The 25487-nt window shown below is 42.8% G+C and carries 28 protein-coding genes; 13 read left to right on the top strand and 15 right to left on the bottom strand.

The window, feature by feature from the left end:
- Positions 1-92: 92 nt before the first annotated feature.
- Positions 93-233 carry a hypothetical protein gene (locus MKX41_RS04965; protein ID WP_156113100.1) on the top strand — a complete coding sequence of 47 codons (141 nt, stop codon included), beginning with the start codon at positions 93-95 and terminating at the stop codon, positions 231-233.
- A 93-nt stretch (positions 234-326) separates the two neighbouring features.
- On the opposite strand, the gene MKX41_RS04960 is transcribed toward MKX41_RS04965, so the two are convergent.
- The gene (locus MKX41_RS04960; RefSeq protein WP_076282962.1) at positions 327-566 is read right to left on the bottom strand and encodes a hypothetical protein; all 240 of its coding nucleotides are present in this window, start codon (positions 564-566) and stop codon (positions 327-329) included.
- A 327-nt stretch (positions 567-893) separates the two neighbouring features.
- Here MKX41_RS04960 and MKX41_RS04955 point away from each other — a divergent pair, with 327 nt between their 5' ends.
- Positions 894-1853 (top strand): hypothetical protein, encoded by a 960-nt coding sequence (locus tag MKX41_RS04955; protein WP_340968956.1) that lies wholly within the window; start codon positions 894-896, stop codon positions 1851-1853.
- Between the two features lie 67 nt (positions 1854-1920).
- On the opposite strand, the gene MKX41_RS04950 is transcribed toward MKX41_RS04955, so the two are convergent.
- From MKX41_RS04950 to MKX41_RS04935, 4 genes are all read right to left on the bottom strand, one after another.
- Positions 1921-2187, bottom strand: a complete 267-nt coding sequence (locus MKX41_RS04950; RefSeq protein ID WP_340968955.1) for a hypothetical protein — start codon at positions 2185-2187, stop codon at positions 1921-1923.
- Between the two features lie 4 nt (positions 2188-2191).
- Positions 2192-2602: a hypothetical protein gene (locus MKX41_RS04945; RefSeq protein WP_339247343.1), complete on the bottom strand. Its 411-nt coding sequence runs from the start codon at positions 2600-2602 to the stop codon at positions 2192-2194.
- A 73-nt stretch (positions 2603-2675) separates the two neighbouring features.
- A complete protein-coding gene (locus MKX41_RS04940; protein ID WP_340968954.1) occupies positions 2676-2987 on the bottom strand; it encodes a hypothetical protein in 312 nt (103 codons plus the stop codon).
- Complete coding sequence (locus tag MKX41_RS04935; RefSeq protein WP_340968953.1) at positions 2974-3438, bottom strand: NUDIX domain-containing protein; 465 nt, start codon at positions 3436-3438, stop codon at positions 2974-2976. Before MKX41_RS04935 ends, MKX41_RS04940 begins: the two co-directional genes overlap by 14 nt.
- Before the next feature lie 291 nt (positions 3439-3729).
- On the opposite strand from MKX41_RS04935, the gene MKX41_RS04930 reads away from it, so the two are divergent.
- Positions 3730-3978 carry a hypothetical protein gene (locus MKX41_RS04930; RefSeq protein WP_076299475.1) on the top strand — a complete coding sequence of 83 codons (249 nt, stop codon included), beginning with the start codon at positions 3730-3732 and terminating at the stop codon, positions 3976-3978.
- A 79-nt stretch (positions 3979-4057) separates the two neighbouring features.
- Entirely contained in the window at positions 4058-4735 is a 678-nt protein-coding gene (locus MKX41_RS04925) for a DUF1796 family putative cysteine peptidase (RefSeq protein ID WP_340968951.1), read from the top strand.
- A gap of 37 nt (positions 4736-4772) precedes the next feature.
- Here MKX41_RS04925 and MKX41_RS04920 read toward each other — a convergent pair whose 3' ends face one another.
- Both MKX41_RS04920 and MKX41_RS04915 read right to left on the bottom strand, forming a co-directional pair.
- Positions 4773-5087: a hypothetical protein gene (locus tag MKX41_RS04920; RefSeq protein WP_340968949.1), complete on the bottom strand. Its 315-nt coding sequence runs from the start codon at positions 5085-5087 to the stop codon at positions 4773-4775.
- A 267-nt stretch (positions 5088-5354) separates the two neighbouring features.
- Positions 5355-6251, bottom strand: a complete 897-nt coding sequence (locus tag MKX41_RS04915; RefSeq protein ID WP_340968947.1) for an SDR family oxidoreductase — start codon at positions 6249-6251, stop codon at positions 5355-5357.
- Positions 6252-6803: 552 nt separating this feature from the next.
- On the opposite strand from MKX41_RS04915, the gene MKX41_RS04910 reads away from it, so the two are divergent.
- On the top strand, positions 6804-6995 hold the full coding sequence (locus tag MKX41_RS04910; RefSeq protein WP_340968944.1) for a DUF6199 family natural product biosynthesis protein: 192 nt from the start codon (positions 6804-6806) through the stop codon (positions 6993-6995).
- 1 nt (position 6996) lies between these two features.
- Here MKX41_RS04910 and MKX41_RS04905 read toward each other — a convergent pair whose 3' ends face one another.
- Both MKX41_RS04905 and MKX41_RS04900 read right to left on the bottom strand, forming a co-directional pair.
- Positions 6997-8592: a helix-turn-helix domain-containing protein gene (locus MKX41_RS04905; RefSeq protein ID WP_339247333.1), complete on the bottom strand. Its 1596-nt coding sequence runs from the start codon at positions 8590-8592 to the stop codon at positions 6997-6999.
- Positions 8593-8707: 115 nt separating this feature from the next.
- Positions 8708-9727, bottom strand: a complete 1020-nt coding sequence (locus MKX41_RS04900) for an ABC transporter substrate-binding protein (RefSeq protein ID WP_256989875.1) — start codon at positions 9725-9727, stop codon at positions 8708-8710.
- Positions 9728-9959: 232 nt separating this feature from the next.
- Here MKX41_RS04900 and MKX41_RS04895 point away from each other — a divergent pair, with 232 nt between their 5' ends.
- Together MKX41_RS04895 and MKX41_RS04890 are read left to right on the top strand one after the other, a co-directional pair.
- Positions 9960-11015: a LacI family DNA-binding transcriptional regulator gene (locus MKX41_RS04895; RefSeq protein ID WP_340968941.1), complete on the top strand. Its 1056-nt coding sequence runs from the start codon at positions 9960-9962 to the stop codon at positions 11013-11015.
- A 183-nt stretch (positions 11016-11198) separates the two neighbouring features.
- The gene (locus MKX41_RS04890) at positions 11199-13634 is read left to right on the top strand and encodes a GH36-type glycosyl hydrolase domain-containing protein (protein WP_340968939.1); all 2436 of its coding nucleotides are present in this window, start codon (positions 11199-11201) and stop codon (positions 13632-13634) included.
- Positions 13635-13721: 87 nt separating this feature from the next.
- Here the strand turns inward: MKX41_RS04890 and MKX41_RS04885 are convergent, their stop codons facing one another.
- Both MKX41_RS04885 and MKX41_RS04880 read right to left on the bottom strand, forming a co-directional pair.
- Positions 13722-14030, bottom strand: coding sequence for a hypothetical protein (locus MKX41_RS04885; RefSeq protein WP_042187261.1), 309 nt, complete (start codon positions 14028-14030; stop codon positions 13722-13724).
- A gap of 121 nt (positions 14031-14151) precedes the next feature.
- Positions 14152-16116, bottom strand: a complete 1965-nt coding sequence (locus tag MKX41_RS04880; protein WP_340968936.1) for a glycoside hydrolase family 127 protein — start codon at positions 16114-16116, stop codon at positions 14152-14154.
- Positions 16117-16249: 133 nt separating this feature from the next.
- Here MKX41_RS04880 and MKX41_RS04875 point away from each other — a divergent pair, with 133 nt between their 5' ends.
- From MKX41_RS04875 to MKX41_RS04855, 5 genes are all read left to right on the top strand, one after another.
- Positions 16250-17116, top strand: coding sequence for a helix-turn-helix transcriptional regulator (locus MKX41_RS04875; protein ID WP_340968935.1), 867 nt, complete (start codon positions 16250-16252; stop codon positions 17114-17116).
- Between the two features lie 247 nt (positions 17117-17363).
- A complete protein-coding gene (locus MKX41_RS04870) occupies positions 17364-17954 on the top strand; it encodes a YitT family protein (RefSeq protein WP_042193725.1) in 591 nt (196 codons plus the stop codon).
- Positions 17955-18050: 96 nt separating this feature from the next.
- Complete coding sequence (locus MKX41_RS04865; protein WP_076299479.1) at positions 18051-19313, top strand: DNA polymerase IV; 1263 nt, start codon at positions 18051-18053, stop codon at positions 19311-19313.
- A 127-nt stretch (positions 19314-19440) separates the two neighbouring features.
- Positions 19441-20205, top strand: a complete 765-nt coding sequence (locus MKX41_RS04860) for a threonine/serine exporter family protein (RefSeq protein ID WP_042187254.1) — start codon at positions 19441-19443, stop codon at positions 20203-20205.
- 27 nt (positions 20206-20232) lie between these two features.
- Positions 20233-20658, top strand: coding sequence for a threonine/serine exporter family protein (locus MKX41_RS04855; protein WP_042126727.1), 426 nt, complete (start codon positions 20233-20235; stop codon positions 20656-20658).
- A gap of 88 nt (positions 20659-20746) precedes the next feature.
- Here the strand turns inward: MKX41_RS04855 and MKX41_RS04850 are convergent, their stop codons facing one another.
- The 4 genes from MKX41_RS04850 to MKX41_RS04835 form a co-directional block, all read right to left on the bottom strand.
- Complete coding sequence (locus tag MKX41_RS04850) at positions 20747-21649, bottom strand: DegV family protein (RefSeq protein ID WP_331281430.1); 903 nt, start codon at positions 21647-21649, stop codon at positions 20747-20749.
- A gap of 330 nt (positions 21650-21979) precedes the next feature.
- Positions 21980-22129 carry a DIP1984 family protein gene (locus MKX41_RS04845; protein ID WP_340968934.1) on the bottom strand — a complete coding sequence of 50 codons (150 nt, stop codon included), beginning with the start codon at positions 22127-22129 and terminating at the stop codon, positions 21980-21982.
- 14 nt (positions 22130-22143) lie between these two features.
- Positions 22144-22347, bottom strand: a complete 204-nt coding sequence (locus tag MKX41_RS04840) for a DIP1984 family protein (RefSeq protein WP_340974820.1) — start codon at positions 22345-22347, stop codon at positions 22144-22146.
- Between the two features lie 77 nt (positions 22348-22424).
- A complete protein-coding gene (locus tag MKX41_RS04835; protein ID WP_340968933.1) occupies positions 22425-24443 on the bottom strand; it encodes a Na+/H+ antiporter in 2019 nt (672 codons plus the stop codon).
- Positions 24444-24693: 250 nt separating this feature from the next.
- Between MKX41_RS04835 and MKX41_RS04830 the strand changes: the two genes are divergently transcribed.
- Positions 24694-25449, top strand: coding sequence for an MBL fold metallo-hydrolase (locus tag MKX41_RS04830; RefSeq protein ID WP_340968932.1), 756 nt, complete (start codon positions 24694-24696; stop codon positions 25447-25449).
- The last annotated feature ends 38 nt before the right edge of the window (positions 25450-25487 follow it).

The raw sequence follows: 25487 nt of genomic DNA, 5'->3' as shown, positions 1-25487 counted from the left end.
CGTCAATGAGTATCGTTTTGAGGATTATTGCATTTTCGCAAACTCACTAAGGAGTAGGAGTGTTTTTTATATGTTATAGGGGAAAACGAATATTGGGACCAATGACTGAAGCTGATGCTCTACGTGAATGGTTTACTCTTTCCGGTACAGTGAAGGACATTTATATTATTGAGGTTGATGAGAACAATAAAGTAAGGCGCCAGATCGGACCCACAAAGAAGAAAAAGAAATAAGCATTACCTGCAGCAACCTACTATAACTTGATTGAAAAAGCGATAAAACGTAAAAAATCCCCACCGACCTTTATAGGTTGATGGGGTATTTTATTAAAATGGAAATTTAGTAAGCGAGAATATTAAGAGTACCATCCCAACAATCGAAGACAGAGCCGCCATTTTATCTTTAGTTTTAAAATAGGTAGCTCCTCCATTAAAAATCAGAGCTCCACACATCCCCATCATTGTCCAAGACATGATCACTTGATCCTGACCGCGGAAAAATAGTATTGCCAGAATGATTGTTGCTGCACTAAATAGAATACCGAACAGCCTTAGTGCTTTCAGCAAAAAATCCCCTCCCGAAATATAATGGGCTAATGAATTTGCAGCTTACTCGATATTACAAGAAAAAATGTAGCCAATGGGCCACAAAGCAAAGAAATTAAAAACCAGTTTAATCCACTCCTATTTTTACCTTGTGCTAAGCCAGCATTTATTAATGCTAATGTACCCCATCCAACAAAATACCCATTATCCATCACGCACACGACCTTTCAACATCATTTTATAGGAATACGAATATCCAATATAATGGTTTCATCATTACATAGATTACTATTCCTATATCTGGTAGAATTAATTAGTATTTACTATCAGATTTAGGGGGATATGAGATTGAAAATAAAGGCTTTTTTATGTATCGTTGCAACTATTGTGCTTCTTACAGGATGTGGTAGTTCCAAAACAAATTCAGAGGAAAAGAATACAACATCTACAGAAGTTACTCAGTCTGAAGCAACAGCTGACTCTTCAAAAACAGCTGCTGCAACACCAGTGCCAGAGAAGAAACTTTCAGAATCCGAGAAATTAGCTCTCGATTATGTGGAAATTTTCCTGAATGGTTCAGATATCGAAGCGAAAAAGAAGTTCGTATCCGAAAATATACTTCCTGATGTACAACCAATTTTTCAAATGGCTGAATCTACCGAGACACCTGAGAATAACAAACTTAAGAACGCTTCAGTAATAGAATCAGCTGATTATACTGACAAAGATGGTGGAAAAGACAAAATCGTCCTAATTCAAGGTGAAAAGTCGTCCTCCAATAGTGAACTTATAATTTTTATTAAGGATGATAAAATTGGTTGGGGATATTCGTCTAATGATAAGAATAAAGAACCCTTTAACGAAATGAGAAAATTCTTCAAAGAGCCTGTAAATAACACATCTGATTCAGGTACAACTGAACAGTCTCCTGAAGCGACACTTAAAGAAATTAGTAATTTTGTCATTTCAGATATTTGGAATGTTGGATTTGTTGATATCAGTTGGTATGCAAGTTCAGGTACTAGCTCTACAGGTGAAGCCATAGATATAGATTTTACAATTGAACAATTAGGAAAAGCGATGAGTAAAAAATTAGAATACGATAATTACATCAACAACCTGGATGCAAAATACGATTCAATTAAAAACATCTGGTCTAAGCTCTCTGGTGAGATTGATCGTATGTACAAGCAAATCCAAGATACTCCTCCTATAGCAAATGATGCTACCACTAAATTAGATACAGGAATATTCAATCAGTACCAGGATGCTTTTAGTGATGAGGTAGATAAATTATCCAATTCTTAGATTAAAATAAATCCCTGCCAACCCCTCAGGTTGCAGGGATTTGTTATACATGCTGAGATTTCAACAACTACTTTATTCTTGTGGCAATAAGCTGGATCGTTTCATCAGAGTCTTTTACAAGACATTTCAAAGTAATGCCCAGGGCAAGTGAAAATAAAGAGATCATAAAACTAATGACTGTAATCATTGCTCCTCTTAAGTCATTTGTGAAATTATAAAACAAGATTTCTGAGAAGCTGCTAGTAGAAAAGAAAATTATAGTCAAAATAAAAAACAATCCAAAAACACAAAATAAAATGTTTGATATTTTATTAACTCTTTCAAAATAGCTCATATATTCAACTCCTCTGATCAAGATAATAATCCACCAAGACATAAATGGAACCGGCAATACCAAAAAGGATAATGGCTATACTACTATTCAAATGATATTCCTGTATAAAGCGTTCATCGTATGCCTTGTAAAAGAAAACATATCCCCCGATACCACTCAGAAGCAATATCATTATGCGGCTAATCAAAGGATTTGCAATCATTCGAACAACCCAAGAGAAAGGAAAAATTATAATTGGGTAAAGAACGGCTGAAAAAAGAAATGCTAAGAAAATAAAAACAAACCCTATATTTTGAAACCCATAGTATTCAGTCGTGCTTATTTTATTTCCTTCCCATAGCTCTAATCCAAAAGTGGCCAAGGTGAATAAAATCGTCGAAACAAACCATAACATGATATGCTTAACTACACGCAAAGTAATCCCACCAATTTTATGCTATATATATCCGCCATTTCATAATTTCTATTGTTAAATCTGCTTCCAATAATCATTTAGCACTTGGTTCTATTGAAGTTAAAAAAGGTTTTTGCCCTATTCTACTATTATAGGAAACAAAGTACTCCTCATTTATATTAATCAACTTAAATATTCCTTTTGGGATTGTGACTGTAGTTTGATCACCGCTCATATTTTGTACTACTATTTCTCTTTTATTTACTGACACTACATTAACAACAGCTGCAGTACTTGCCATCAAAAGGTACCATATTATAAATAAAAAAATGATCAAAGGAAGAAATGAGAAGATTTTACGATTATTCATATCTATCACCTCAGAGTAAGGATCATCTAATGCCATTGCCGAACAATTCTTGTATGTATTTTCCCGACATATATTCTCTAAATTCTTTATCTAATAAGTATATTTCATCTTGTTTTATCCACTGGTAGTTAAAAACAGTTCCACAGTCCTCTCCTTCACCCTCTCCAGTGAATCTCCACTTTTCAGGTAATCTTGTTTCTGGAATCAGAAGGTAGTCATGTCTTTCAACATTTGCATCTATATAATCCTTATAATAATATTGTGTTCCTATTTTCTTTACTAATTTAAATTGTTTAAGTCCACTTTCTTCTTGAATTTCCCTGAATAAGGCTTCTTCTTCTGTTTCCCCGGCATCGACATTACCACCTACTAATCTAAAGGGTACTTCTGGTACATTAAGATAAACTAATAAGGTCTTTTCTCCAACTTCATTGTCTTGCAAAATAAATCCGTATACCTTCTTTCTAATCGGTTTCCCTATCTTCATCGTGTCCCCCTATTTAGCTTCTTATAAACGAAAATAAAAAAGTATTTGATCATTGATCAAATACTTGCTCAGTCGTAAGGTGTTATGAATATATGCTCCCTTGTGGTCATCTACGTTTACGCTATTCGAACATCCATAAATTTACTTTATTGTATTCTGAAAACCTAAATTAAACAAGTGTAACTCTTTAATTCCCACCGCTGATCAAAATAGCACTCCGCTTCTGTTTAGCACATTACAATCTATTGTGCATTTTATATAGAGAAGCTTAATAGAAAGGGGTGGATCAGAATGGCAACTCGTCAACCTGATTTGGTATTGATCACTTGGAGCAGAAATCCTTTGGTTCGTGGCTCTGCACGTAGGATTATTTCTGTCCGCATCATTGGAAATGCTGAGCCTTGTCGACCTAGCTTAAGACCCAACGGGCTACTTGACACCGCCTTAGCTTGTTTATTAGATAATGACATAGGTTTTAAAGTGGTGTTTCGTAAAAAAACTTCAAGGATTAGCGGCTATTTGCTGTTACAACGCCATTAATATTTTCAGAGGGCAGCTAAGTTGCTGCTCTTTTTTAACGTTGAATAGAACCTGAATCTGATCGAAATTAGGTGAGTCCATGAACTTACAAGATGTAAAGAAGAGCTATGATTTAATCGTAAGCTTAGGTATGTCTTGTGCTCCTGCTATAAATATGCAAAGAAATAACTTGAGAACATTCTCCATGCCTCTTGACTGGATGATTTCTTATTCATTAACTGATGTAAACAGACTTTATAAGAATAGATTTCAGAATTTCATGGAGTTAACAAATCTGAAAATGCTCGAAGAGACACATTTTTTTCTAGAGGATGGAGTGCCCGCTTATCCTAATGGAAACAAGAATGAGTTAGTGAAATCGTATTTTATTCAGGATACCTTTTATAACATTATCTCGGTACATGATTTTCCTATCACCTTAGGTAAACATTGGTCTACGACCTATCCATCTTATAAAGCAAAGCTGGATTTACGAATTAAGAGATTTTGGGACAAATTACTAAGCAGTAAAAAAATTCTATTCATTAGATGGTTCGCCACATACGAACAGGCTGTAGAGCTACAAGCGACTTTGTCTGATATATTAAAGCCGAACGAATTCACTGTCCTTATCCTTTATCCCGTTCGTGAATTAACATCAGTACGAGAAATCCATTGGAATATTAATCATATTTGTGTGTTAGAATTTCCTGATGATATGAACGATTATGATAGCTGGGATTATATTTTGAAAGATATACAAGTAACGAGCGATTAATTTATCTCTTATTAAAAAATGACCCTCTCATGGGTCATTAATGTTGACGGCTTCGGTCAATCAAATGATTAATCATTTCTTGCGCAGCAAAAACATATGGATTCAGATATAACCTACTGATACCTACAAATATAGCAATAGGGTTACTGACTCCAAAATCGCTTTGGCTCCAAAGTGATTTTGGATTTGTAAGTTCAGGCTGTACAAGATCATACTTTTCCATCAGCCTTTCCTTTGTTCCACTATCCATTACAGCTCCGTTTCCTTTATCCGCGAAGACTGCTCCTGATGAAAAACACGCCATGATCAGAACAAAGGAAAAAATGAGTATTGCTAGTTTCTTTTTACACATAATACAGCTCCTAATTCTTTCTATGGTCTACACTAAACTCTAAACCTTGTACCAACTCAAATATTTCTCGGGTAATCGCAGGAAATCTATGTATTCGACAATCTTGATCAGTTCTAGATCATATTCTATAAAAATAATGGGATAAAAAGTATTAAGTTCTATAATACACCTTTCTCTATATAAAAACAAAAGCACCCCACAGCTATAATTAGTAGGGTACTTTTGAATAATTTCCGTATTTACAATAGCAACATCCCACTAAATATTCTATGGGGTTGGAGTTCCGCCATTGGCATTTAGCGTTTCGCCACTTATATAGCTCGATTCCTGGCTAGCAAGAAATACATATGCCGGAGCCATCTCTGCAGGCTGTCCCGGACGGCCTAGTGGTGTGCTCGCGCCGAACTCCTTCAGCACTTCCTCTGGTTGCCCACCCACCACCTGAAGAGGTGTCCATACGGGACCTGGTGCCACTACATTAACTCGAATGCCCTTATCAGCGACTTGCTGAGCGAGAGATTTACTGAATGTATTGATCGCAGCCTTGGTCGTCGCGTAGTCCAACAGGATGGGCGAAGGGTTATAGGCTTGAATGGAAGAAGTGTTGATGATGGTGCTACCCGGTTGCATATGTTTCACTGCCGCTTTACACAGCCAGAACATAGCATATACGTTCGTTTTAAAGGTATCGTCAAAATGCTTCGTAGTAAGATCAGCAATATCGGGGACGAATTGCTGTTTGCCCGCTACATTGGCTAAAATATCAATCCCACCCAGCTGCTTGACCGCAGTATCGACGAGCTGTTCACAGTACTCCTCGGCCTTAAGATCACCTGGGATGGCGATTGCGGTTCGTCCTGCTTCCTGCACCAGCTTGAGAACCTGCTTTGCATCCTCTTCTTCCTCCGGCATATAGGATAAGACAACATCTGCGCCTTCACGAGCAAAAGCAATCGCAACAGCTCGGCCTATCCCGCTGTCTGCCCCTGTAACAATCGCTTTTCGTCCAGTCAGACGTCCGGTGCCTTGATAGGTATCTTCACCTGTATCAGGCACGGGATTCATCTTCTTCTGAAGCCCCGGCTCTTGTTGCTGCTGTTGAAATTCAGGTCCTGCCTTGGTGTACTGAGTGGTAGGATCTTGCATCGTATATTGGTTAGACATCGATCAATTCCTCCTTTATTTTTAGAAAACCATTTTTTATTTAACGAACTCTTTTTTTATGTAAACACAACAGTACACCGCTAAACATATCTCATCGATAGCATAGTCCTGAATATTTCCACAAAAAATACCCCAACTACCTGTTAAGGTAGCTAGGGTATCTGATACTTTAAGTATCATTAATCATTTAATGGCCTTAAATTTCCTCTGACCTGTCTGGAACCGACTCATAACGAGTACGTATTTCACGATTTTTAGCGTAGATGTATAAATCTAAAGCCACTATTCCTCTACGTGCCAATTTTACTAGCAGAACGAAGAAGTAGATTCCCAAGCCAATTGATATCAACCAAATTAAAAAGAACAAAACACCTACTCCCCCTCCGAAAAAAAGACCTGTGTGTTCCATACGATTTATCCGCTCCTTAAGCAATTTTCATTTTTTATCAGTCTATATTGCATAAGCTTAAATAAATATATGGAAACTCACACATGAATCGGGACACCCTCCATACAGTTTCGCGTATACATTACATAAAGGAGTGATAAATCATGGGCTTTTTTATTTTCCTCTTTGTTCTGTTAGCGCTACTTAACATCTTTTTCCCACGATTCGGATGGTACATGAGATACGGATGGATGGTCAAAGGTAACGTTGAGCCAAGTGAGGCTTATTTATTAATGACCCGCGTCAGCAGTATAGTGGCACTTATTGTCCTCTTTTTTATCTGGTCTAGTTTCTGACTTATCCTAACGCTCTTAATACATCCTCAATCTTACGCTGATGCGACAATACACCGTAATTCATCCAGGCCATGAAATCCACCTCATATACGCTGCCGTTACGTACAGCAGGCAAGTTGCGCCAGAGTTGTGTATCCAGCAGTTCCCGTCCTCCCCCTTCAAGCTGATCAAAGGTAATGAACAAATGATCCGCAGTCAGATTGGCAAGCTCTTCTTTTGTCAGGTTTACCCGATTCTTTCCACGGGTCAACTTCCGAACCAAACTATGGGGTTGCAAGCCCAAATCATGATGAAGCACGCTTCCTGTATACCCCAAATGCTCACATCCATAGAGAGTGATTCCGTAGACTGAGATTCTTAAACAAGCTATGGTCTGACTATGGACGGAACGGGTAAGCAGCTGCTTGGCTTGCTGTGCCTGAAGCTCATAATTGTCGATCACTTCCTGGACACGCTCCGTTCTGCCAAAGACTGCTGCTGCGGAATACAATGTGGCACGCCAATCCTCTTGATGAACAGGCAGCTTGAACAACGGAGCGATCCGGCTGCACTCCTCCAGGTGCCAACGATGAAAGCCATTATCCAGCAAGATCAATTCGGGCGTATACCGGGAGAGCTCCTGCCAATTACGAGTCGAAATATCTACCTCAGGCACATTGTGGAGAGCCAAGTACTCTTGTTTCCCCCACTCGGCGTGACAATATTGCGCCACAGGCGTAATATCCAGAGCCAATAGATAATCTTCCAAAAAAGGAGCAAACACCCTCAACCCATCCTGATGGAAGCTTCTGTATTGGCCTGGAGTAACACCCACCGATCTTTTAAAACGCCGATTAAAATAATACTCATTACTATATCCGACGGATACCGCGATATCATGCATACGGTCATTCGTCAGCAGTAGCTGCTGCTGCGCTCTTTCGATACGAAGCCCGTTCAAATGCTCCAAGGGAACCCTCCCTGTCACCTCTTTAAATGTTTGTGTGTAACGCGCACGTGTAATACCTGCAACTTCAGCCAACTGATCAACGGTTACGGCTTGGTTATAATGCTCCTCCATATAGTGAATGGAACGCTGTATTGCCTCATGATCACCCGTGACCTGAACGAAAGAGGAATTTGCACGCATGATTAGCAGAAGCAGCTCCTGAAAGCGCGTATGGCCTGCGAACCATTCGATCTCATCTGTGCTTCTACGGCTATGGTAGATAGCCTCTAGCAGTAATTTACATTGTGAAAAGGGTCTACAGCTTAACAAACCAGATCGAAGGATGTCCTCTTTAGTCCTTCCTTCTATTTCACTCTGCCTGTTTTCCCCGGTTTCGATGATTTCAAAAGTAAGCCGATAAAAGCTAAGCCCCCGCTCCTCGGCATTGATTTTGCTTAATAACCCTGGTTCGAACAAGAACCCAGTACCTTTTTCCAGTGGAAACTGCCTCAACTCAGCCTCAACATACCCCTGTCCTTCCGATACAATGAGTAGTGTATGATCCTGAAACACCTCACTCTGTCCGCTTCCTGACAGGGATTGGGTTTCTATATTTATCAAGCTATAGAATAGCTTCCTTCTATGGCTGTCTTGCAAATCTTTTGCCATTCTCCCGCCCCCAATTGAGAACCATTTTCATTCACTTCAGTGTAAAACAAAAAATAAGGTCTATCAAGGGTGCTGATAGACCTTATTTTTGCTATTCCTTCAAGGCGGCTGCCATTTATTTCACCATAGCTTCCAGCAGGTCATCAAGCTTCATCGAATTGGCCGTGATGGCACCAGTCTGCCAGTGGGAACGTTCCATTCTATAAACATTCCCGTTCTTCACTGCGGGCAGGCTCTTCCACAGCGGCCCATCAAGAATTTGGATCGCTTCCTGATTACCTTCAGTATCCCAGCCCCCGTTGTCAGGGAATACGATGATATGATCCGCTTCAAGCTGAGGAATAAGTTCTTCGGAAATAATAGATTGATATTCGGTCATTTCTGCAGCCATAGGCACGGGTGTCAGGCCAAATTGAGAATAAATCACACCGATAAAACGGTTTTTAACACCGAACAAAGCAAAGGTCTTATCCGCTACGTTGAGCCGGATCACTGCTACTTTTTCTTGCCCCAGAGCCTGTTGCAGTTTAGCTTTTCCATCTGCCACTTTCTGATCATACTCGGCGAGCACAGCCTCAGCCTTCTCCGGAATACCGAGCGCATCTGCAATCGCTGTAAGCACTTGTCTTGAGTCCTGCAGCGCCGCCTCAGGGAGACGATACGTTGGTGCTATCTTGGAATATTGTTCATACCTCGCCGCATCCGCGCCTCCGTCCGCAATAATCAAGTCAGGGTCTTTCTCCAACAACGCTTCCAAGCTTCCGGTGATATCAAATTCTGGCACATCGAGATTTAAGTAATCCTGTTTGCCCCAGCTTGGATGATACCACTGAACCACCGGGGTAATCCCCAATGCCTTCAAATAATCTTCAAGGTAAATCCCGGCCACCCGTTTAGGGTTGACTGGAATCTCAACATCTCCGAATTCCCCTGTAATCGTCCGAGTTGCAACCTCTTCCGAAGCATTTCCACTTCCTTCGCTCGGTGTGCTGCTAGCTGAGGTTGATTCCTCTGCATTCTCTGTTTTAGCAACATTATCTTTCGTAGTATTGCTATTCGTTCCGCATGCCGCCAGCGCGGTCAATGCCATAATAAGTACTGCTGACCATAAAAACTTCCGACCCCATCTTACCATTATCCCTTCACTCCAATGCTATATTTTCATTGATTATCATTCTCAATAATCATTATCACAATAGTAGCATGACTTTTATAGCTTTCAATGCACTTTCTCTGCAAAAATCTTATACAAACTATTAACTAGTTTCTTCCCTTCTTCACAAATTTCTTATTATTTACGATTGATTTATACAATGCTTTCGCTTACAATAAACTCATAAACGCGCGTTTATGAAAAGAGGGGAAACATGCGCAGCGAAGATATAGCTAAGTTGGCCGGGGTTTCCCGAAGTACGGTATCCCGCGTGATCAACAATTATTCCAACGTCCCTGAAGAGACCCGGGCCAAAGTGCTGCGGGTGATTGAGCAACATCAGTACGAACCGAACAGCTTTGCAAGGGCTTTAGCCGGTAAGAAGACCGATACGATCGGACTCTTCGCCATCAGTATGAACGAGAAGGAGAATACTACCCGAATTTATCAGAACAATTACTTTGCTCCATTCGTTGATGCCGTAGTCGACACCTCGAATGCCCGCGGATGTTATGTACTGATTCATACAGTTTACTCTCCCGACGATTTCATCAAGGTAAAGCAAGCTTTTCTTCAAAAACGGATTGACGGCGGTATCATTGTCGGCACTCAGAAGGATATTAATATCGTCCGAGAAATGGTAGGGCTCGACTCTCCTCTCGTATTAATTGATTATGATATTTCTGAGATTATGTCGGAGCATCTTGACCGCAATCATCTGGCCATTGTGAACTCCAAAGATTACGAGGGCACCACTGAAGCGATTGAATATTTGATCGCTCTGGGTCATCAAGAGATTGGCATCATCTGTGGGCAAATGAATACGTACTCTGGACGAGAGCGTTATACGGCTTATGAAGATACGTTGAAGAAACATGGCCTGCCTGTAAATGAGAGATTTATTCTGAAAGGTGATTTTCTGAAAGAGACTGCTTACGAAGAGGTTAAGAAGCTTCTCGCTTCTGGAGAACCTTTGCCAACGGCCTTCTTCTCCTCCAACGATGATATGGCTATATCATCGATGGAAGCGTTCTCCGAGCACGGAATCATTGTCCCTGAAGATCTCTCCATGGTTGGATTTGATGACATTCAGCTAGCATCCCGTATTCAGCCTAAGCTGACCTCTGTACGCTTGCCGATCTATGAAATGTCTAAGGCTGCAGTTGAAAAAGTAATCGAGCTGTGTGATTCACAGCAGCCGACGTTTAGCACGATCAGCTTTCCAGCTCGTTTAGTGGAGAGAGATTCCTGTCAACCGCCGAAGAAATAGCTTAAGATCAATCCTTCGCTGAAGAAATCTACATATTTTTCCGTGAAGCTGCTATTTGATTCGGTATCGAAACTACTGCTTTAATTGTCTTGCTTAAAAGCATTGAAAAAACTCCCTTCCCTCGAGGGAATTTTTTCTGAAACTTATAAACGCGCGTTCACAATCGAAAGGAGACTTTCTCACATGAAATTCGGAACCTTTGACGACACTCGAAAAGAGTATGTAATTAACACACCTAAAACCCCTTACCCTTGGATTAACTATCTTGGTAATGAGCAATTTTTCGGACTTATTTCCAATACAGCTGGTGGCTACACCTTCTATAGGGACGCTCGTCTCAGAAGATTGACCCGTTACCGTTATAACAATATCCCACTGGATACCGGCGGCCGCTACTACTATCTTTATGACGATGGTGATTTCTGGACCCCAGGCTGGATGCCAGTAAAACGTGATCTCGACTTCTATGAATGCCGTCACGGTCTTGGCTACACTTCCATTACTGGCGAACGGAACGGAATTTCTGTGAACCAGCTTGCTTTTGTCCCTATGGGTCATAATGCTGAAGTACATCGTCTTGTAGTGAAGAACACGAGCTCTGCTAAAAAATCCGTGAAACTGTTCTCTTTTGCAGAGTTCTGTCTCTGGAATGCACAAGATGATATGACTAACTTCCAACGCAATCTCAGCACCGGTGAGGTTGAAGTGAAGGATTCCGTTATCTATCACAAAACTGAATATCGTGAGCGCAGAAATCACTATGCTTTCTACTCCGTAAATAAAGAAATCGCTGGTTTCGATACTGATCGTGAAGCTTTCGTAGGGATGTACAACGGTCTGGAAAGCCCACAAGCTGTAGTTGCAGGCGAACCTACTAACTCCGTAGCTAGCGGCTGGTCCCCTATCGGATCACACGCACTTAACATTACGCTTGAACCAGGTGAAGAACAAAGCTTCATCTTTGTACTCGGCTACATCGAGAACCCTGAAGAAGATAAATGGGAATCCCTGAATGTAATCAACAAAAAACCAGCAGAAGCTATGATCGCGCAATTTGCTACAGATGCACAAGTAGACGCTGCGCTCGCTGCACTTGCTGCTCACTGGGATAACCTGCTGTCTAAATATCAAATCCAAAGCGGCGACGAGAAACTGGATCGCATGGTTAACATCTGGAATCCATATCAATGTATGGTTACCTTCAACATGTCCCGTTCTGCTTCCTACTTTGAATCCGGTATTGGCCGTGGTATGGGCTTCCGTGATTCTAACCAAGACTTGCTCGGATTTGTTCATCAAATTCCTGAACGTGCTAAAGAACGTATTCTCGATATCGCGGCTACACAATTTGAAGATGGCAGTGCCTATCACCAATACCAACCACTCACTAAAAAAGGTAACAACGAAGTCGGCACCGGCTTTAACGATGATCCGCTTTGGTTGATCCTAGGAACGGCTGCTTACATTAAAGAAACTGGCGATACCTCGATTCTTGATGAGCAGGTTCCTTTTGACAGCGATCCGAATAACACCGCTACGCTGTTCGAGCACTTGAAACGTTCCTTTGAGCATGTGACTAACAATCTCGGACCTCACGGCTTGCCACTGATCGGGCGCGCAGACTGGAATGACTGCTTGAACCTCAACTGCTTCTCTACTGAGCCGGGTGAATCTTTCCAAACCACTGCCAACATCGAAGGTCGCGTTGCGGAATCTGTATTTATCGCGGGTCTGTTCGTCTTCGTTGGACCTGACTATGCTGAAATCTGCCGGATGCGCGGACTTAACGATGTAGCTGTGGATGCAGAAGCTAAGATTGACAACATGAAAGAAATCACATTGACGCACGGCTTCGATGGCGATTGGTTCCTGCGTGCTTATGATCACTATGGCGACAAGATCGGTTCCAAAGAAAATGAAGAAGGTAAAATCTTCATCGAACCACAAGGGATCTGCGTAATGGCCGGTATCGGTGTGGAAAATGGTCAAGCTGAAAAAGCTCTATCATCCGTACAAGAGCATTTGGATACTAAATACGGTATCGTATTGCAACAGCCACCGTATTCCAAGTACTATCTGAACCTGGGTGAAATTTCTACGTACCCTCCGGGCTACAAAGAAAATGCCGGTATTTTCTGCCATAATAACCCTTGGATCATGATCGCTGAAACTGTACTTGGACATGGCGACAGAGCGTTTGAAATTTACGCAAAAATTGCTCCTGCTTACCTGGAGGATATCAGCGAAATTCACCGCACAGAGCCTTATGTCTACTCCCAAATGATCGCAGGTAAAGATGCCGTTCGTCACGGGGAAGCTAAAAACTCCTGGTTGACTGGTACTGCTGCATGGAACTATGTAGCCATCACTCAATCGATCCTTGGCATCCAAGCGGATTTCAATGGTCTGAAGATTGATCCTTGTATTCCTACTGAATGGGATAGCTTTGAAATCACACGTGTCTTCCGTGGAGATACTTATGTGATTCAAATCAAAAACCCGAACCATGTATCCAAAGGTGTAGTTAGTCTTACCCTGGATGGCACAGCTGTAGAAGGTAACATCATTGCTCCAGTTGGAGACGGTGCAGTACACCAAGTAGTTGTAGAACTGGGTTAAAAAAATCCGCTCAACCGTTCACTTGAACGATTGGGCGGATCTATAATTAACGCTGGATGACTCCTGAACTCTTCAGGGGTCTTTTTTTTACCCTTCCACAACATCTGCTCTTAAATCACTCGCAACCTCAAGCATTCTCGGGATCACAGCTTCATTATTTCCAGAAACGTAAATATCCCCTTGATAATGCCTAAATGGGATTGTAGTATCACCAAAGCTCCACATAAAGAAATCTCCCTCAATGGACATCGTAGTGGCGCCTGCTACTGTATAAACTGATGTATAGGTGAAATCAGGTTTGGATGCGAAATACTGCTTGCACTCTTCTAAAGATATGGTTTGTGTTGAACCTCCATCATTTTGCATAGCTCGTGTAATTCGATAACGTTTGCTCATTGTGATGCCTCCAATATTTTCTGTAAAATGATCAGCTACCTTGTCCCGATCAAATATAGCATACAATAAAGCGTAAATCCCTGCTATCCTAAACCTTAAATTACTTTGCCTGTCCCATAACTCACATACTACCTTCCGGAATCCATACCTTCATTTCACCACTGCCACGATTGCCCCACAAGTAATAGGGAACAGCTTTGACCTTAACGGCTTGAAGAGGTGCTTTCTCTCTGCTGTAAAGTCCACCACTCCAGCTCTCTTGATCAACACGCAGTCCATCTGCCTCGACAACAACAGCGCCACCAAGCAAAGTCTCATCAAAACTCGCCGTGAGTTCACTGTCTTCTTTTAAAGAAATAGAGCTTAAAGGCTCACCATTATCGATACTTTCAAGGCAATACACAAGCGGTCCGCGTTGAATCGTTACTTTTTGAGCATCTGCTCGCAAATTGGGATGAGCGTAAATGCGATGTGCCTCCATTGGGTCATTCACTTCGATTATGTCTCCTGCTCTCCACATTCTCCGAATAACAAGGTATCCCTGCTCGATGTTCTCAGCAGTGTTCAGCGCTTCACCATTGACTCTGATCTCCATTCCTAGACTCCACGATGGAATCCGTAAAGCAATTCCGAACTCCGCTTCGTCTGCCGGATTGATCTTCATCGAGACTGTACCTTTCCATGGATAGTTGCACTCTTGCTGAATCGTAACATCCGTTCCACTCAGCTTAGTGTTCAGATTACTTCCAATATACAAATTCGTATAGAGTGTATCGCCATGAACCGTGTAAATATATTGATTGAGCGAAGTTAGTAGACGCGCAACATTCGGAGGGCAGCAGGCGCAGCCAAACCAGCCTTGACGTTCAGACTTCACATGATGTTTCTCCGGGTTGCAACTGCATGCCTGAGGCCATACTTCCAGTGGGTTCACATAAAAATAGTGCTTGCCATCCTGTGCCATCGAGCCCAGTACATTGTTGTAAAGCGCCCGCTCCATGACATCGGCATAACGTGCATCCGGTGATATTCTCAGCATACGCTGTGCAAAAAAGATCAACCCAATAGAGGCACAAGTCTCTGCGTACACCGAATCGTTAGGCAGATCATAATCGAAGGTGAACGCCTCCCCTCTATGTGTAGAGCCGATCCCGCCTGTAATGTACATTTGCTTGTTCGTAATGTTATTCCACAGTCTCTCGCATGCTTCACGAAGTGATTCATCTCCAGTAATAGCGGCAAGATCAGCCATAGCAGTATACATATAAACCGCACGTACAGCATGGCCTACAGCCACCTTCTGCTCTCTTACTGGAAGATGACTCTGGTAATATTTTAAATCAAGATCCCCCTTCCGACCTGTGAAAAAATTGATCTTCCCCAGATTATCCCATTGTTCCTTTAAGAAATTCGGCTGTTGACCTCGCTCATTAATAAAAAAGCTGCTGAGCTTCAAATATCGTTCCTCACCTGTCAATCGATACAGCTTAACGAGCGCGAGTTCAATCTCCTGATGCCCATCATAGCCCTGCATTTTACCTTCTTCCGGTCCAAACATAGAATCAATATGATCAACCATTCGGCACATGATGTCGAGCAGTTTTCTTTTGCCAGTAGCTTCATAATAAGAAACGGCAGCCTCAATGAAATGTCCAGCACAGTACAGCTCATGACAATCGTTCAAATTGGTCCAGCGTTTACCCGGTTCTTTTATCGTAAAATAAGTATTTAAGTATCCATCTTCCTGCTGCGCCTCGCCAACGAGGTCAATCACTTCATCCGCTTGACGCTCTAGCTCAGGATCACGTGTGATGCTTAAGGAATAACCAACAGCCTCCAGCCACTTAGCCACATCACTATCTTGAAATACCCAGCCGTAAAACTCGCCAGTCTTCCGGCCCGCAGCAATCTCAAAATTAGCAATGGCATGACTGGGTTCAGCTCCCAGTGCTCTATCGTGCAATGCCTCATATTGATAGGGGATAACAACGTTCTGGACCAGCCTAATGTATCCGCCCCAGAAATCATCTTGAATGGTAACAGTTTGATCTTTTACAACTTCTTGATCCTGTATAATTTTGTTCATCTTCATCTTCCCCTCAGCCTTATTTCATACTCGCTAATAATAATTATAGGGGGTAGAATAGATTAAAAATACGATCAGAAGCAACCCCTTTTTTGTACTATTTCACACTTTAGAAAGGAGGGATAATTACAAAATGGGCCTTTCATTTATACATTTCGCTGCGCCGCCATTTCCTTATTTTCTAGAATGCAATCGCACGGTTTATCAACCCGGGGATCAGCATCCAAATAGAAGCCATATTGGGGTGTTTGATCTACTTATTGTAGAACAAGGCTGTCTATTTATCGGGGAGGACCATAATCAATGGGAGGTTTCGGCGGGACATACACTGCTATTGCTGCCCGATCGCTATCATTACTCCGTTAAGCCATGTGATGAGACCACTTCATTTATATGGATTCATTTTCATACCCTTGCAGATTGGTCTAGCTCTGAGGGTGGACCCGTGTATATCAACCGTGAAACACATTTTCGGCAGTTTCTTACTAATCCGTATACCATTCGAGTGCCACAGTTCGGTCCCCTCCCTGACCCTTTTGAACGGAGTGGACAAGCCGAGATGCTATTACAGCTGTCTACGGGCCGGCGTTCCAGCGCAGTTTGGCAGCAGCAACGGATATTTGAAGAAATACTGCGGATGATGGATCTGGCACAGCATGATACTTCAGAAAGTCACGCGGTGGAAATCGCAGAGCAGACGGAGACTTATATCCGTAATCATTATGCGGAGCCTCTCTCCAATGCCTCACTAGCGGACGCACTGCATTTTCACTATAACTACCTTACTCGCTGCATGAAACGAGTATATGGGCTGACTCCGATGGAGTATTTGACGGATTACCGTTTGGAACAGGCTAAGCTATTGCTGCTTAAGACTGAGCTTTCTATAGCCGGAATCGCAGAACGTACCGGCTTCGAGAGTGCCGCCTACTTCTCGCGTCGATTTGCTCAGCAGATCGGAATCTCTCCGCTTCGCTTTCGTAAGCGTTACTTCCGTTAAAAACACAAGCAGCACGTCTCCGATTATTGGACACGTGCTAATTCCTCCATACAGTAACATTCATACTTTCATTTCTGAATTGTTTACGCTTAGTTACTTGGTGTCTTTTGAGCGTTAGGAACCGGCTATCCCTCACACACTATGTAATATAAGACTTTTTAACCCTGATTCATAATCAGGTTTTTTTGTTCAACTGCAATTTTTTGGAAGTGACAAGCATATTTATAGACATGCCTTTAATGTGGAGATGTTAAATATGCGGCCATTAAGATACCTTATCATACTTTTAGGAAGCTTACTCGTTGCTGCGGGAACTAATTTTTTTCTCGTACCATATAAAATCTTGGATGGGGGAATAATAGGGATAGCCCTCATTATTAATTATTTATCCGGCGCTAAAATTGGCGTAGCTATAATTCTCTGCAGCTTTCCTATCTTTCTGCTCGCTTGGTTAAAGGAACGCGATATCTTTTACAACAGTGTACTCGGCCTATTGATCTCATCATTTCTGATCGAGCTTCTCGGTCCTTTCCAATATCACTTTCTATATTATTTTGAGTTTGGTTCCATTTCTAGCGCCATTATTGGCGGTTTTTTGATGGGAACGGGACTTGGGATTATGCTGCGGTTTAAAGCAAGTACGGGGGGCACCGATCTGCTCGCTCAATTTATAAAAAGGTATGTCCCGCTGAACCTTGGATTCATCATTTTTTTGACCGACTTTATGATTATCGGCGCGGGAGGACTCCTGATTTCCAAGGAAACCTTCTTCCACTCCATCCTCACGATTATCTCTGGGGGCGTGGCTACGGGTCTATGCACACTTGAGACGAAATAAATGGAAATAAATAAGAATACACACGATCATACGTTCGTATTATAATAAGGAGAAAAAATATAAGGTATCTCTACCTCACCTGGAGCGTGTGAACCTATGAATAAAGAGCGTGTCATTATGCTATCTGATTGCCAAAGCTTCTATGCCTCTGTGGAAAAAGCCTCTAATCCGCAGTACAGCAATAAGCCGCTGATCGTTGCTGGAGACCCAGCTAGACGGAGCGGTATTGTGCTGGCTGCCTGCCCTATAGCCAAATCCTATGGCATTACTACCGCTGAGACGTTGAAGGAAGCGCTGGCAAAATGCCCCGAAGTCATCGTGGTCAGACCACATATGCAGCAATATATCGATGTCTCCTCTCAAATCACAGATATTTTACGTAAGTTTAGCGACCAGGTAGAGCCCTATTCTATCGATGAACAGTTTATTGATGTCAGCGGTAGCCTCAGCTTATTTGGCAGTCCAAGGGAGATCGCTACCGCCATTCAGGATCTAATTCGTAGAAACACAGGTGTGCGTGCGCGCATCGGCATTGGATATTCCAAGGTTACCGCCAAAATGGCTTGCGACCTGTGGGCCAAGAAGAACGCGGATGGTATATTCACCCTCGCTAACGAGGAGCTTCCGAATGTGCTCTGGCCTCTCCCCATTAGCGAGCTGTTCATGGTAGGTCGCCGCATGTCCGCCCATTTCCAAAGCATGGGTATTACGACAATTGGACATTTGGCACAGATGCCGCTAAGCGAGCTGAAATGGCGCATGCGGGAGAAATTTCACAAAAAATGTGATATCGACGCCGAGCTATATTGGCGGATAGCCAATGGCATCGATGACAGCCCCGTGAGCCCAAGCACCTATGAAGTCGCACCCAAGAGTGTCGGGCACCAAATGACGCTGCCAAGGGATTACTATAAGCTGCAAGATATTAAGACCATCATTCTTGAGCTATCTGAGCTTGTATGTAGACGTTGCCGCAAATTGAAAGTACATGGTGCAGTCGTGTCTATCGGCTGCCAAGGTGCCAGCTTTGATGACCCCACAGGCTTCTCAAGACAAACTACAATGAGCGATCCTACGAATGCCACCTTGCTGGTATATGAGGCAGCTCTTTCTCTCTTCAAGCTCCACTGGGACGGTCAGCCTGTGCGTAGAATCCATTTAAGCCTGTCCAATCTATCTGACGAAAGCCAGTACCAGCTAACCCTATTTGAGTCTCGCCCTCGCTATCGTGAACTCGAACGTGCGACCGATGCCCTCAAGAATAAATATGGGGAGACGATCATTGGGCGAGCAGCTTCTTTTACAGATGCCGGGCAGCTTAAGGACAGATCTGGAAAAATCGGCGGACACTATAAATAAAAACTATATTAAAATACACACCATATCGTTTATAATGCTATATTGGGATTGTTATTTTCACGTAGATGAAGCGACAATCGAAATATGTAAACATAGATAATCACATTCCAGAGGAGGACCGGAGAAGTTGGATAGCACGAGCAACACTAACACTACGTATTATGAAATCGTTGATCTCTGTCTTCTTGCTGGCAAGATCATGCTGCAGAATGGTGCAGAAACATCCAGAGTTGAAGATACGATGACACGAATGGCAGGATCCCTCGGGTTCCCAGGAGCACATAGCTATGTGACGCCAACCGTTATTATGTTCACCACAAATAGAATAGAACCTGTTAAGTTATACAGAATTGCGGAGCGAACAACAGATCTGCAGAAGGTATCGGAGGTCAATGACATTTCTCGGCGTCTAAGCGAACGTCAGATTACAGCTGAGGAAGCTCGTGCAAAATTAGGAGAAGTCGATGAAGCCTCACCTGTCTATCCCGTATGGCTGCAGATCTTAGCAGCCGCCCTTACTGGTGCTTGCTTCACCGTTATGTTTAAAGGCAGTTTGTGGGATGCTCTCCCCGCCTTGCCGATTTCCGGACTGGGCTTCGCTGCGGTCATTTATCTGCATCGTTTAGTGCAGACTAAATTCTTCGCAGAGTTTTCTGCTTCCTTCCTGATCGGACTTCTAGCCTTCTGTTCTGTAAAGCTGGGGATTGGTCAAGAGATGGACAAAATCATTATCGGCTCCGTTATGCCTCTAGTACCCGGACTACTCATTACTAATGCCGTTCGTGATCTGATGGCCGGTCATCTGGTCTCAGGCATATCCAAGGGAGCCGATGCCTTTCTAACTGCATTTGCGATCGGTACAGGTATCGGGCTTGTACTATCACTATTTTAATATCCATGTGAAAGAGGTTAGCCCTTCATGATTTTGCAACTTATAACCAGTTTTATCGCCGCGGCAACCTTCTGTATTCTATTTAATGCGCCTAAGCGCTCACTACTACAGTGTGGTTTTGCCGGAATGGTGGGCTGGATGGTGTATGTGCTTCTTAATGTAGAGTTCGGGCCTGTGGTAGCTACGTTTGCAGCTAGTGTAATAGTGGGCATCGTCAGCCAATTTTTTGCGCGATCCTTCAAAATGCCGGTTATTATTTTTAGTGTAGGTGGTATTATCCCGCTTGTTCCGGGTGGTCTCGCTTACGATGCTATGCGTAAATTTGTGGAAGAGGACTATACTCTGGCTGTTGAAATCGCTGTTCGGGCATTAATGCTCTCTGGCGCCATTGCAGCTGGACTTGTGCTAAGTGATGTAATTGGACAAATGTTCCGTCGTCGTGCAATCAAATAACAGCATACTTCTTCAAAAAAAGAAATCGCCTGTTGGTACAATGGTGGTCACCCATCCATCTCCCAAGGAGCGATTTCTTTGTTCATCTCTATGCAAATAACGCTTCAGGGAAGACTAAAGGCGCAGCACCCGGATGAATACTATTGATGCTAGTGTTCTTGATCCAGGACAGCCCTACAGTACCCTCACCCGCATGAACAGCCACAGCAGGAATATAGGTCATAATCTCAGTTCGTATGTCAGGCGCCATTGCTTTGATGTCCTCTTCTAGCTTGAGTGCCATCTCTAAATTATTCGAATGCATGATACATACATCACTAACAAGCCCTACATCCTGTTTAAATATCTCCAAAAGCGCTTGTTGCGTCTTCTTCATTGTACGGATTTTCTCCACAACAACGACCTTCCCTTCGTCAAAACGAAGCAGCAAGTTTATACGCAGCAATTGGCTAAGTACAAATTGTGATCCAGAAACACGTCCACTGCGATGAAGCTGTGTCAAGCTTGCAGGAATTAAGTAAAAGGACATATTCTCAATAATATTTTCAATCTTCGCTTTAATTTCTAGTCCAGAAAGACCCTTCTTCTGCCAATGTATACCGCGCATGATCATTTCTCGGATTGGATAAGCGCCAACCTTGGCATCAATTCCAATTACATTGGCCTCCGCTATTTCGGCGCCTTGCATCGAAGCATTGTAAGTGCCACTGAGCTCTGAAGAAAGATGTACAGCAATAATTTCATCGTATTCTTCCTTCAACCGTTCGTATAGCTCAATAAACTCACCGATTGGAGGCTGTGAGCTGCCTACCTTTTCATGCTGGCGCATTTTCTCATAGAAGTCATCGATCGTAATATCTATATTCTCTTTATAACATTCGTTGTTAATAATAATCCGTAACGGAATAATATATACATGATTATTCTTAGCGAACTCCGGATCTATGATACTTGTACTGTCGGTTACCCAGGCAATTGATTTCATGGTCATTTGTCACTTCTCTCTCTCATAAAAAGGAATAGTAGAATGAATGAGGAGACAAGGGCCAAGAATTCCAGACCAGTGAATCACACGCTCATCCTGAATAATCAACTTAAGAATTGAACAGCGGTTAAGTAATCCGCGTATTCGTAAATTATACAGGATAACAAGCGTTAATATAGGCAAAACAGGTCTTTCATGCAAATTTCAATCCATTTAATTCAACATTATTCGACATTTTTTCACATTATATATGACGAATATACCTATCCTAATAGAGCCACTTCATGTTATGAAAAAGCTAAACCACAGCAAAAACATCCCCGTTCCCGGCATCTGTCAGTTTTCCAACTTCAACTCATCCATCTGCTTCTGAATCTGAGCGACATCTACCGTTCTTTGAAAACGAACCTCCGAGCGACTGTAACGATCCTGAGTAATGGAAGTCTGTTCAAGCAAATCGCTAAACAGCTTGCGTAGCTGTAGCATTTTGTCCCGTTCCGCTAGCGCATCGGCGATCGATTGATCACTCGGATCAAAATCGTCTGCTCATTCACAGCTCTTTCTAACTCCTGCAAAAGAGCTTCAGGTTGTTCAGCCGGATCCTCACCCTCTTGAACTTTAACGACTCGCTCCAGCCGCTGCTTTAGCTGCACGATTTTACGGGTTAGATCACTTCGATTCACTAACGCTTCCGCAAGTTTCAGATCTGGACTCCCCCTATAATTTTCTGATAGCTAGCGAATAAGGCTCGTGTGAAAAGATGCCGTGGTGTTCAGCACAGCTAATCCTCCCAAATCGATGTCTCTAAATGATCTACGAACTTGCGTAATTTACCGGCTAGCTTGCGGTTAATGGTTCCATCCTGATACATTTGCTGCACCTTATCCCGCTGCTCTTGAATGGCTTTCAGCTTCATTTCAAGCTTTTGATCATCAACAAGCCCATCCTTTGTCCAGCCTTTCCCTTGCTCCAAACGAGAAATTAACTGTTCATAACTGCATGCAACCTTCTCGGCCGCACTTCGGTTGTTCTCATTCTTACAGACATTAATAGCAGCTATAGCAGCATGGGCCATGGCAATTTTCGCTTCTCTAGCACACTCAGCCTGTTGCAGCATTTGTTGGCTAGCTTCCCCTTCATTCTGTCCTGAGAACATTCCCGCAAACAGCCGTCTAATCTCGGTAATCGATATTCTGATTTGTGAATTTAGACTTCTGGCTAAAAAGACCTCACTATGATCCAAGAATTCTCCCAGCTTCTGAGCCACTGAGGCGGGAATCTCATTGCTCTCTAGCAATCGGTTCAGTTCTTTACGTTCAGCTTGCAGACCCACAATCCTCGCTTCAACACCCAGTCGGCGGAAGTTCTCGAGTGCTGGATCATTCGATTGGTCCTCACGGTTAAGACTATAAACCTTTTCTCTAAATTCACTCAAAGCCGGTTGTGCGGATTCCTTACTTTCTTCTGTCATCATACTTTGCAGCATGGTTAAACCGGCAGCAATAACTTTAGACTTGGCCGCCTGCTCGGCTCCTGTCTCACCTGATTCGGCAACTGGCTCTTCTTTACCTGCTAGAATTGGCAAAAAGATACTAGCGATCAGCAGCGACATTAGAATAACACCTGCGGCGATAAAGATGATTAAATCACGCTCAGGAAATGGTGACCCATCCCCAAGAAAAAAGGGAATCGAGAACGCACCGGCTAAGGTAACCGCTCCACGCACTCCTGAAATCGTGAGGATTAACAGTGATTTAACAGATGACTTCTCCATTTTTCGCAGACGAGATCCTACTAAAGAGAACACATACACCCATACAAACCGTAGTACAAACAGCAGCAAAGTAATGGCTAATACATAACCTACAACTATAAGATTATCCACGGCCGTATCACGGTAGATCACTTCAATAACATCTGGAATAGATAAGCCAAGAATAAGAAAGACCAGGCCATTCAATATATAGAGCAGAACAGACCATGTACTAGCGGATACCAGTTGTAGCTTATACTGCGGAGATACGGCACGGTCCTTCTCAACCGCATGAATAATTCCCCCTGCAACCACTGCCAAAATGCCAGATACCCCTATCTCTTCACTGATCAAATAAATAATAAAAGGAGTTAGGATTTGCAGTAGCACATGCACTGTGATATCCTCCATCCCCAGTCTGCGAATAATTACGCTTAGCCGAATCAGAAGAAAAGCCAATAATGCCCCAACGATCAACCCACCTGCAGCTATAATTACAAAGCTAATGGAGGCTTTCGGTAAAGAAAACATACCCGTAACTGCTGCAGCAATGGCAAAGTTAAAGGCAACAAGCCCGGAAGCATCATTCATTAATGATTCGCCCTCTAGAATGCGGTGAATACTCTTAGGAAGATGCACTCTTCCAGCGATTGCGCTGACCGCGACTGCATCTGTAGGTGACAAGATCGCTGCCAGAGCAAATGCAGCTGCTAACGGGATCGTTGGAATCATCCAGTTGATCGAATATCCAGCAATAAGCACCGTAGCAAAAACCAATCCCAGCGCCAGCATTAATATCGGACCCCGTAAGTTCCATAATTCATTTCTTGGCGTCCGTTTCCCATCATTGAACAAAAGCGGTGCAATAAACAATACGAAAAACAGCTCTGGTTCCAATGTCATATGTATTCCCAAAGGCATTAACACAACCATTACACCCAGACCAATTTGAATTAACGGTATTGGCACAAAGGGAATAAATCGGTTTATGATGTTGGAAATTGCGATAAGGCCCAGTAGGACGAGTACAACTAGAAAAGTCTCCAAACCACATCAACTCCCTTTTTTATTTGGTTATTATATCGTAAAGCTTCGGGTAAGGGAAAAATATAGAAATAGAAGTTCTCAACAATAATGTCCCCTAGAAATTACACAAAAAATACATCAGATATATATTGACAAAAATATTTATTTATGTTATAATAATAAATTACGCTATTGAAATTACATTTTATTTTAAGTATTATATGCATTAGCCTAACGGCATCGCTCTTATCATCAATCATGGAGGGATCTTATGCATATTGCTAGTGGAATAGAAATGTTAGAGATTACAACACAGGTTATGGGCGGGAGTGACACGATTTACCCCACGCTGCTCTGGGATCAAAATTCTGCTGTACTCGTAGACACTGGATTTCCGGGCCTGCTCCCAAAATTCAAAGAAGCTCTAAAAGAAACCCACGTGCCTTGGGAACAACTGCGCACCGTAATCATCACACATCAAGATCTAGATCACATCGGGAGCTTACCTGATTTACTGTCAGAAGAATGTCTAGAACTGACAGTTCTGGCTCATGAAATCGAGCAGCCTTATATTGAAGGAGAGCGAATGCTCCTTAAACACACCCCTGAAGCTTTAGCTGCGGCAGAAGCCATGATCCCCCCTCATGTACCAGAGGAATGGCGCCGCGCTTTCCTATCCGTGTTATCTCATCCCCCTAAAGGAAGAGTAGATCGAACCATAGTGGATGGGGATATACTGCCTCTTGCCGGTGGAATTACGATTATCCATACACCAGGACATAGCCCTGGACATCTGAGTCTATACCATCATGATAGCCGTACGCTAATTGCCGCGGATGCTCTTACCGTTCAAGGCGATGAGCTGCACGGCCCCACTCCTTCGGCAACGCCTGACATGAAGCAAGCTTTAATCTCTCTGACAAAGTTCGCCGAGTATGAGATTGAAACGGTCATTTGCTATCATGGCGGAATTTATCGCGGAAACGCAAACAAACGGATTGCTGAAATTGCGGAAGCAAGAGAATAGACTGATGCAAGAAAGCAGAGCCCTTATCTGGCTCTGCT

The organism is Paenibacillus sp. FSL R5-0475 (genome assembly GCF_038004585.1).
Lineage (GTDB): Bacteria > Bacillota > Bacilli > Paenibacillales > Paenibacillaceae > Paenibacillus_AQ.
The sequence above is the reverse complement of the archived record's forward strand: the minus strand, read 5'-3'. Positions and strand labels throughout refer to the sequence as shown.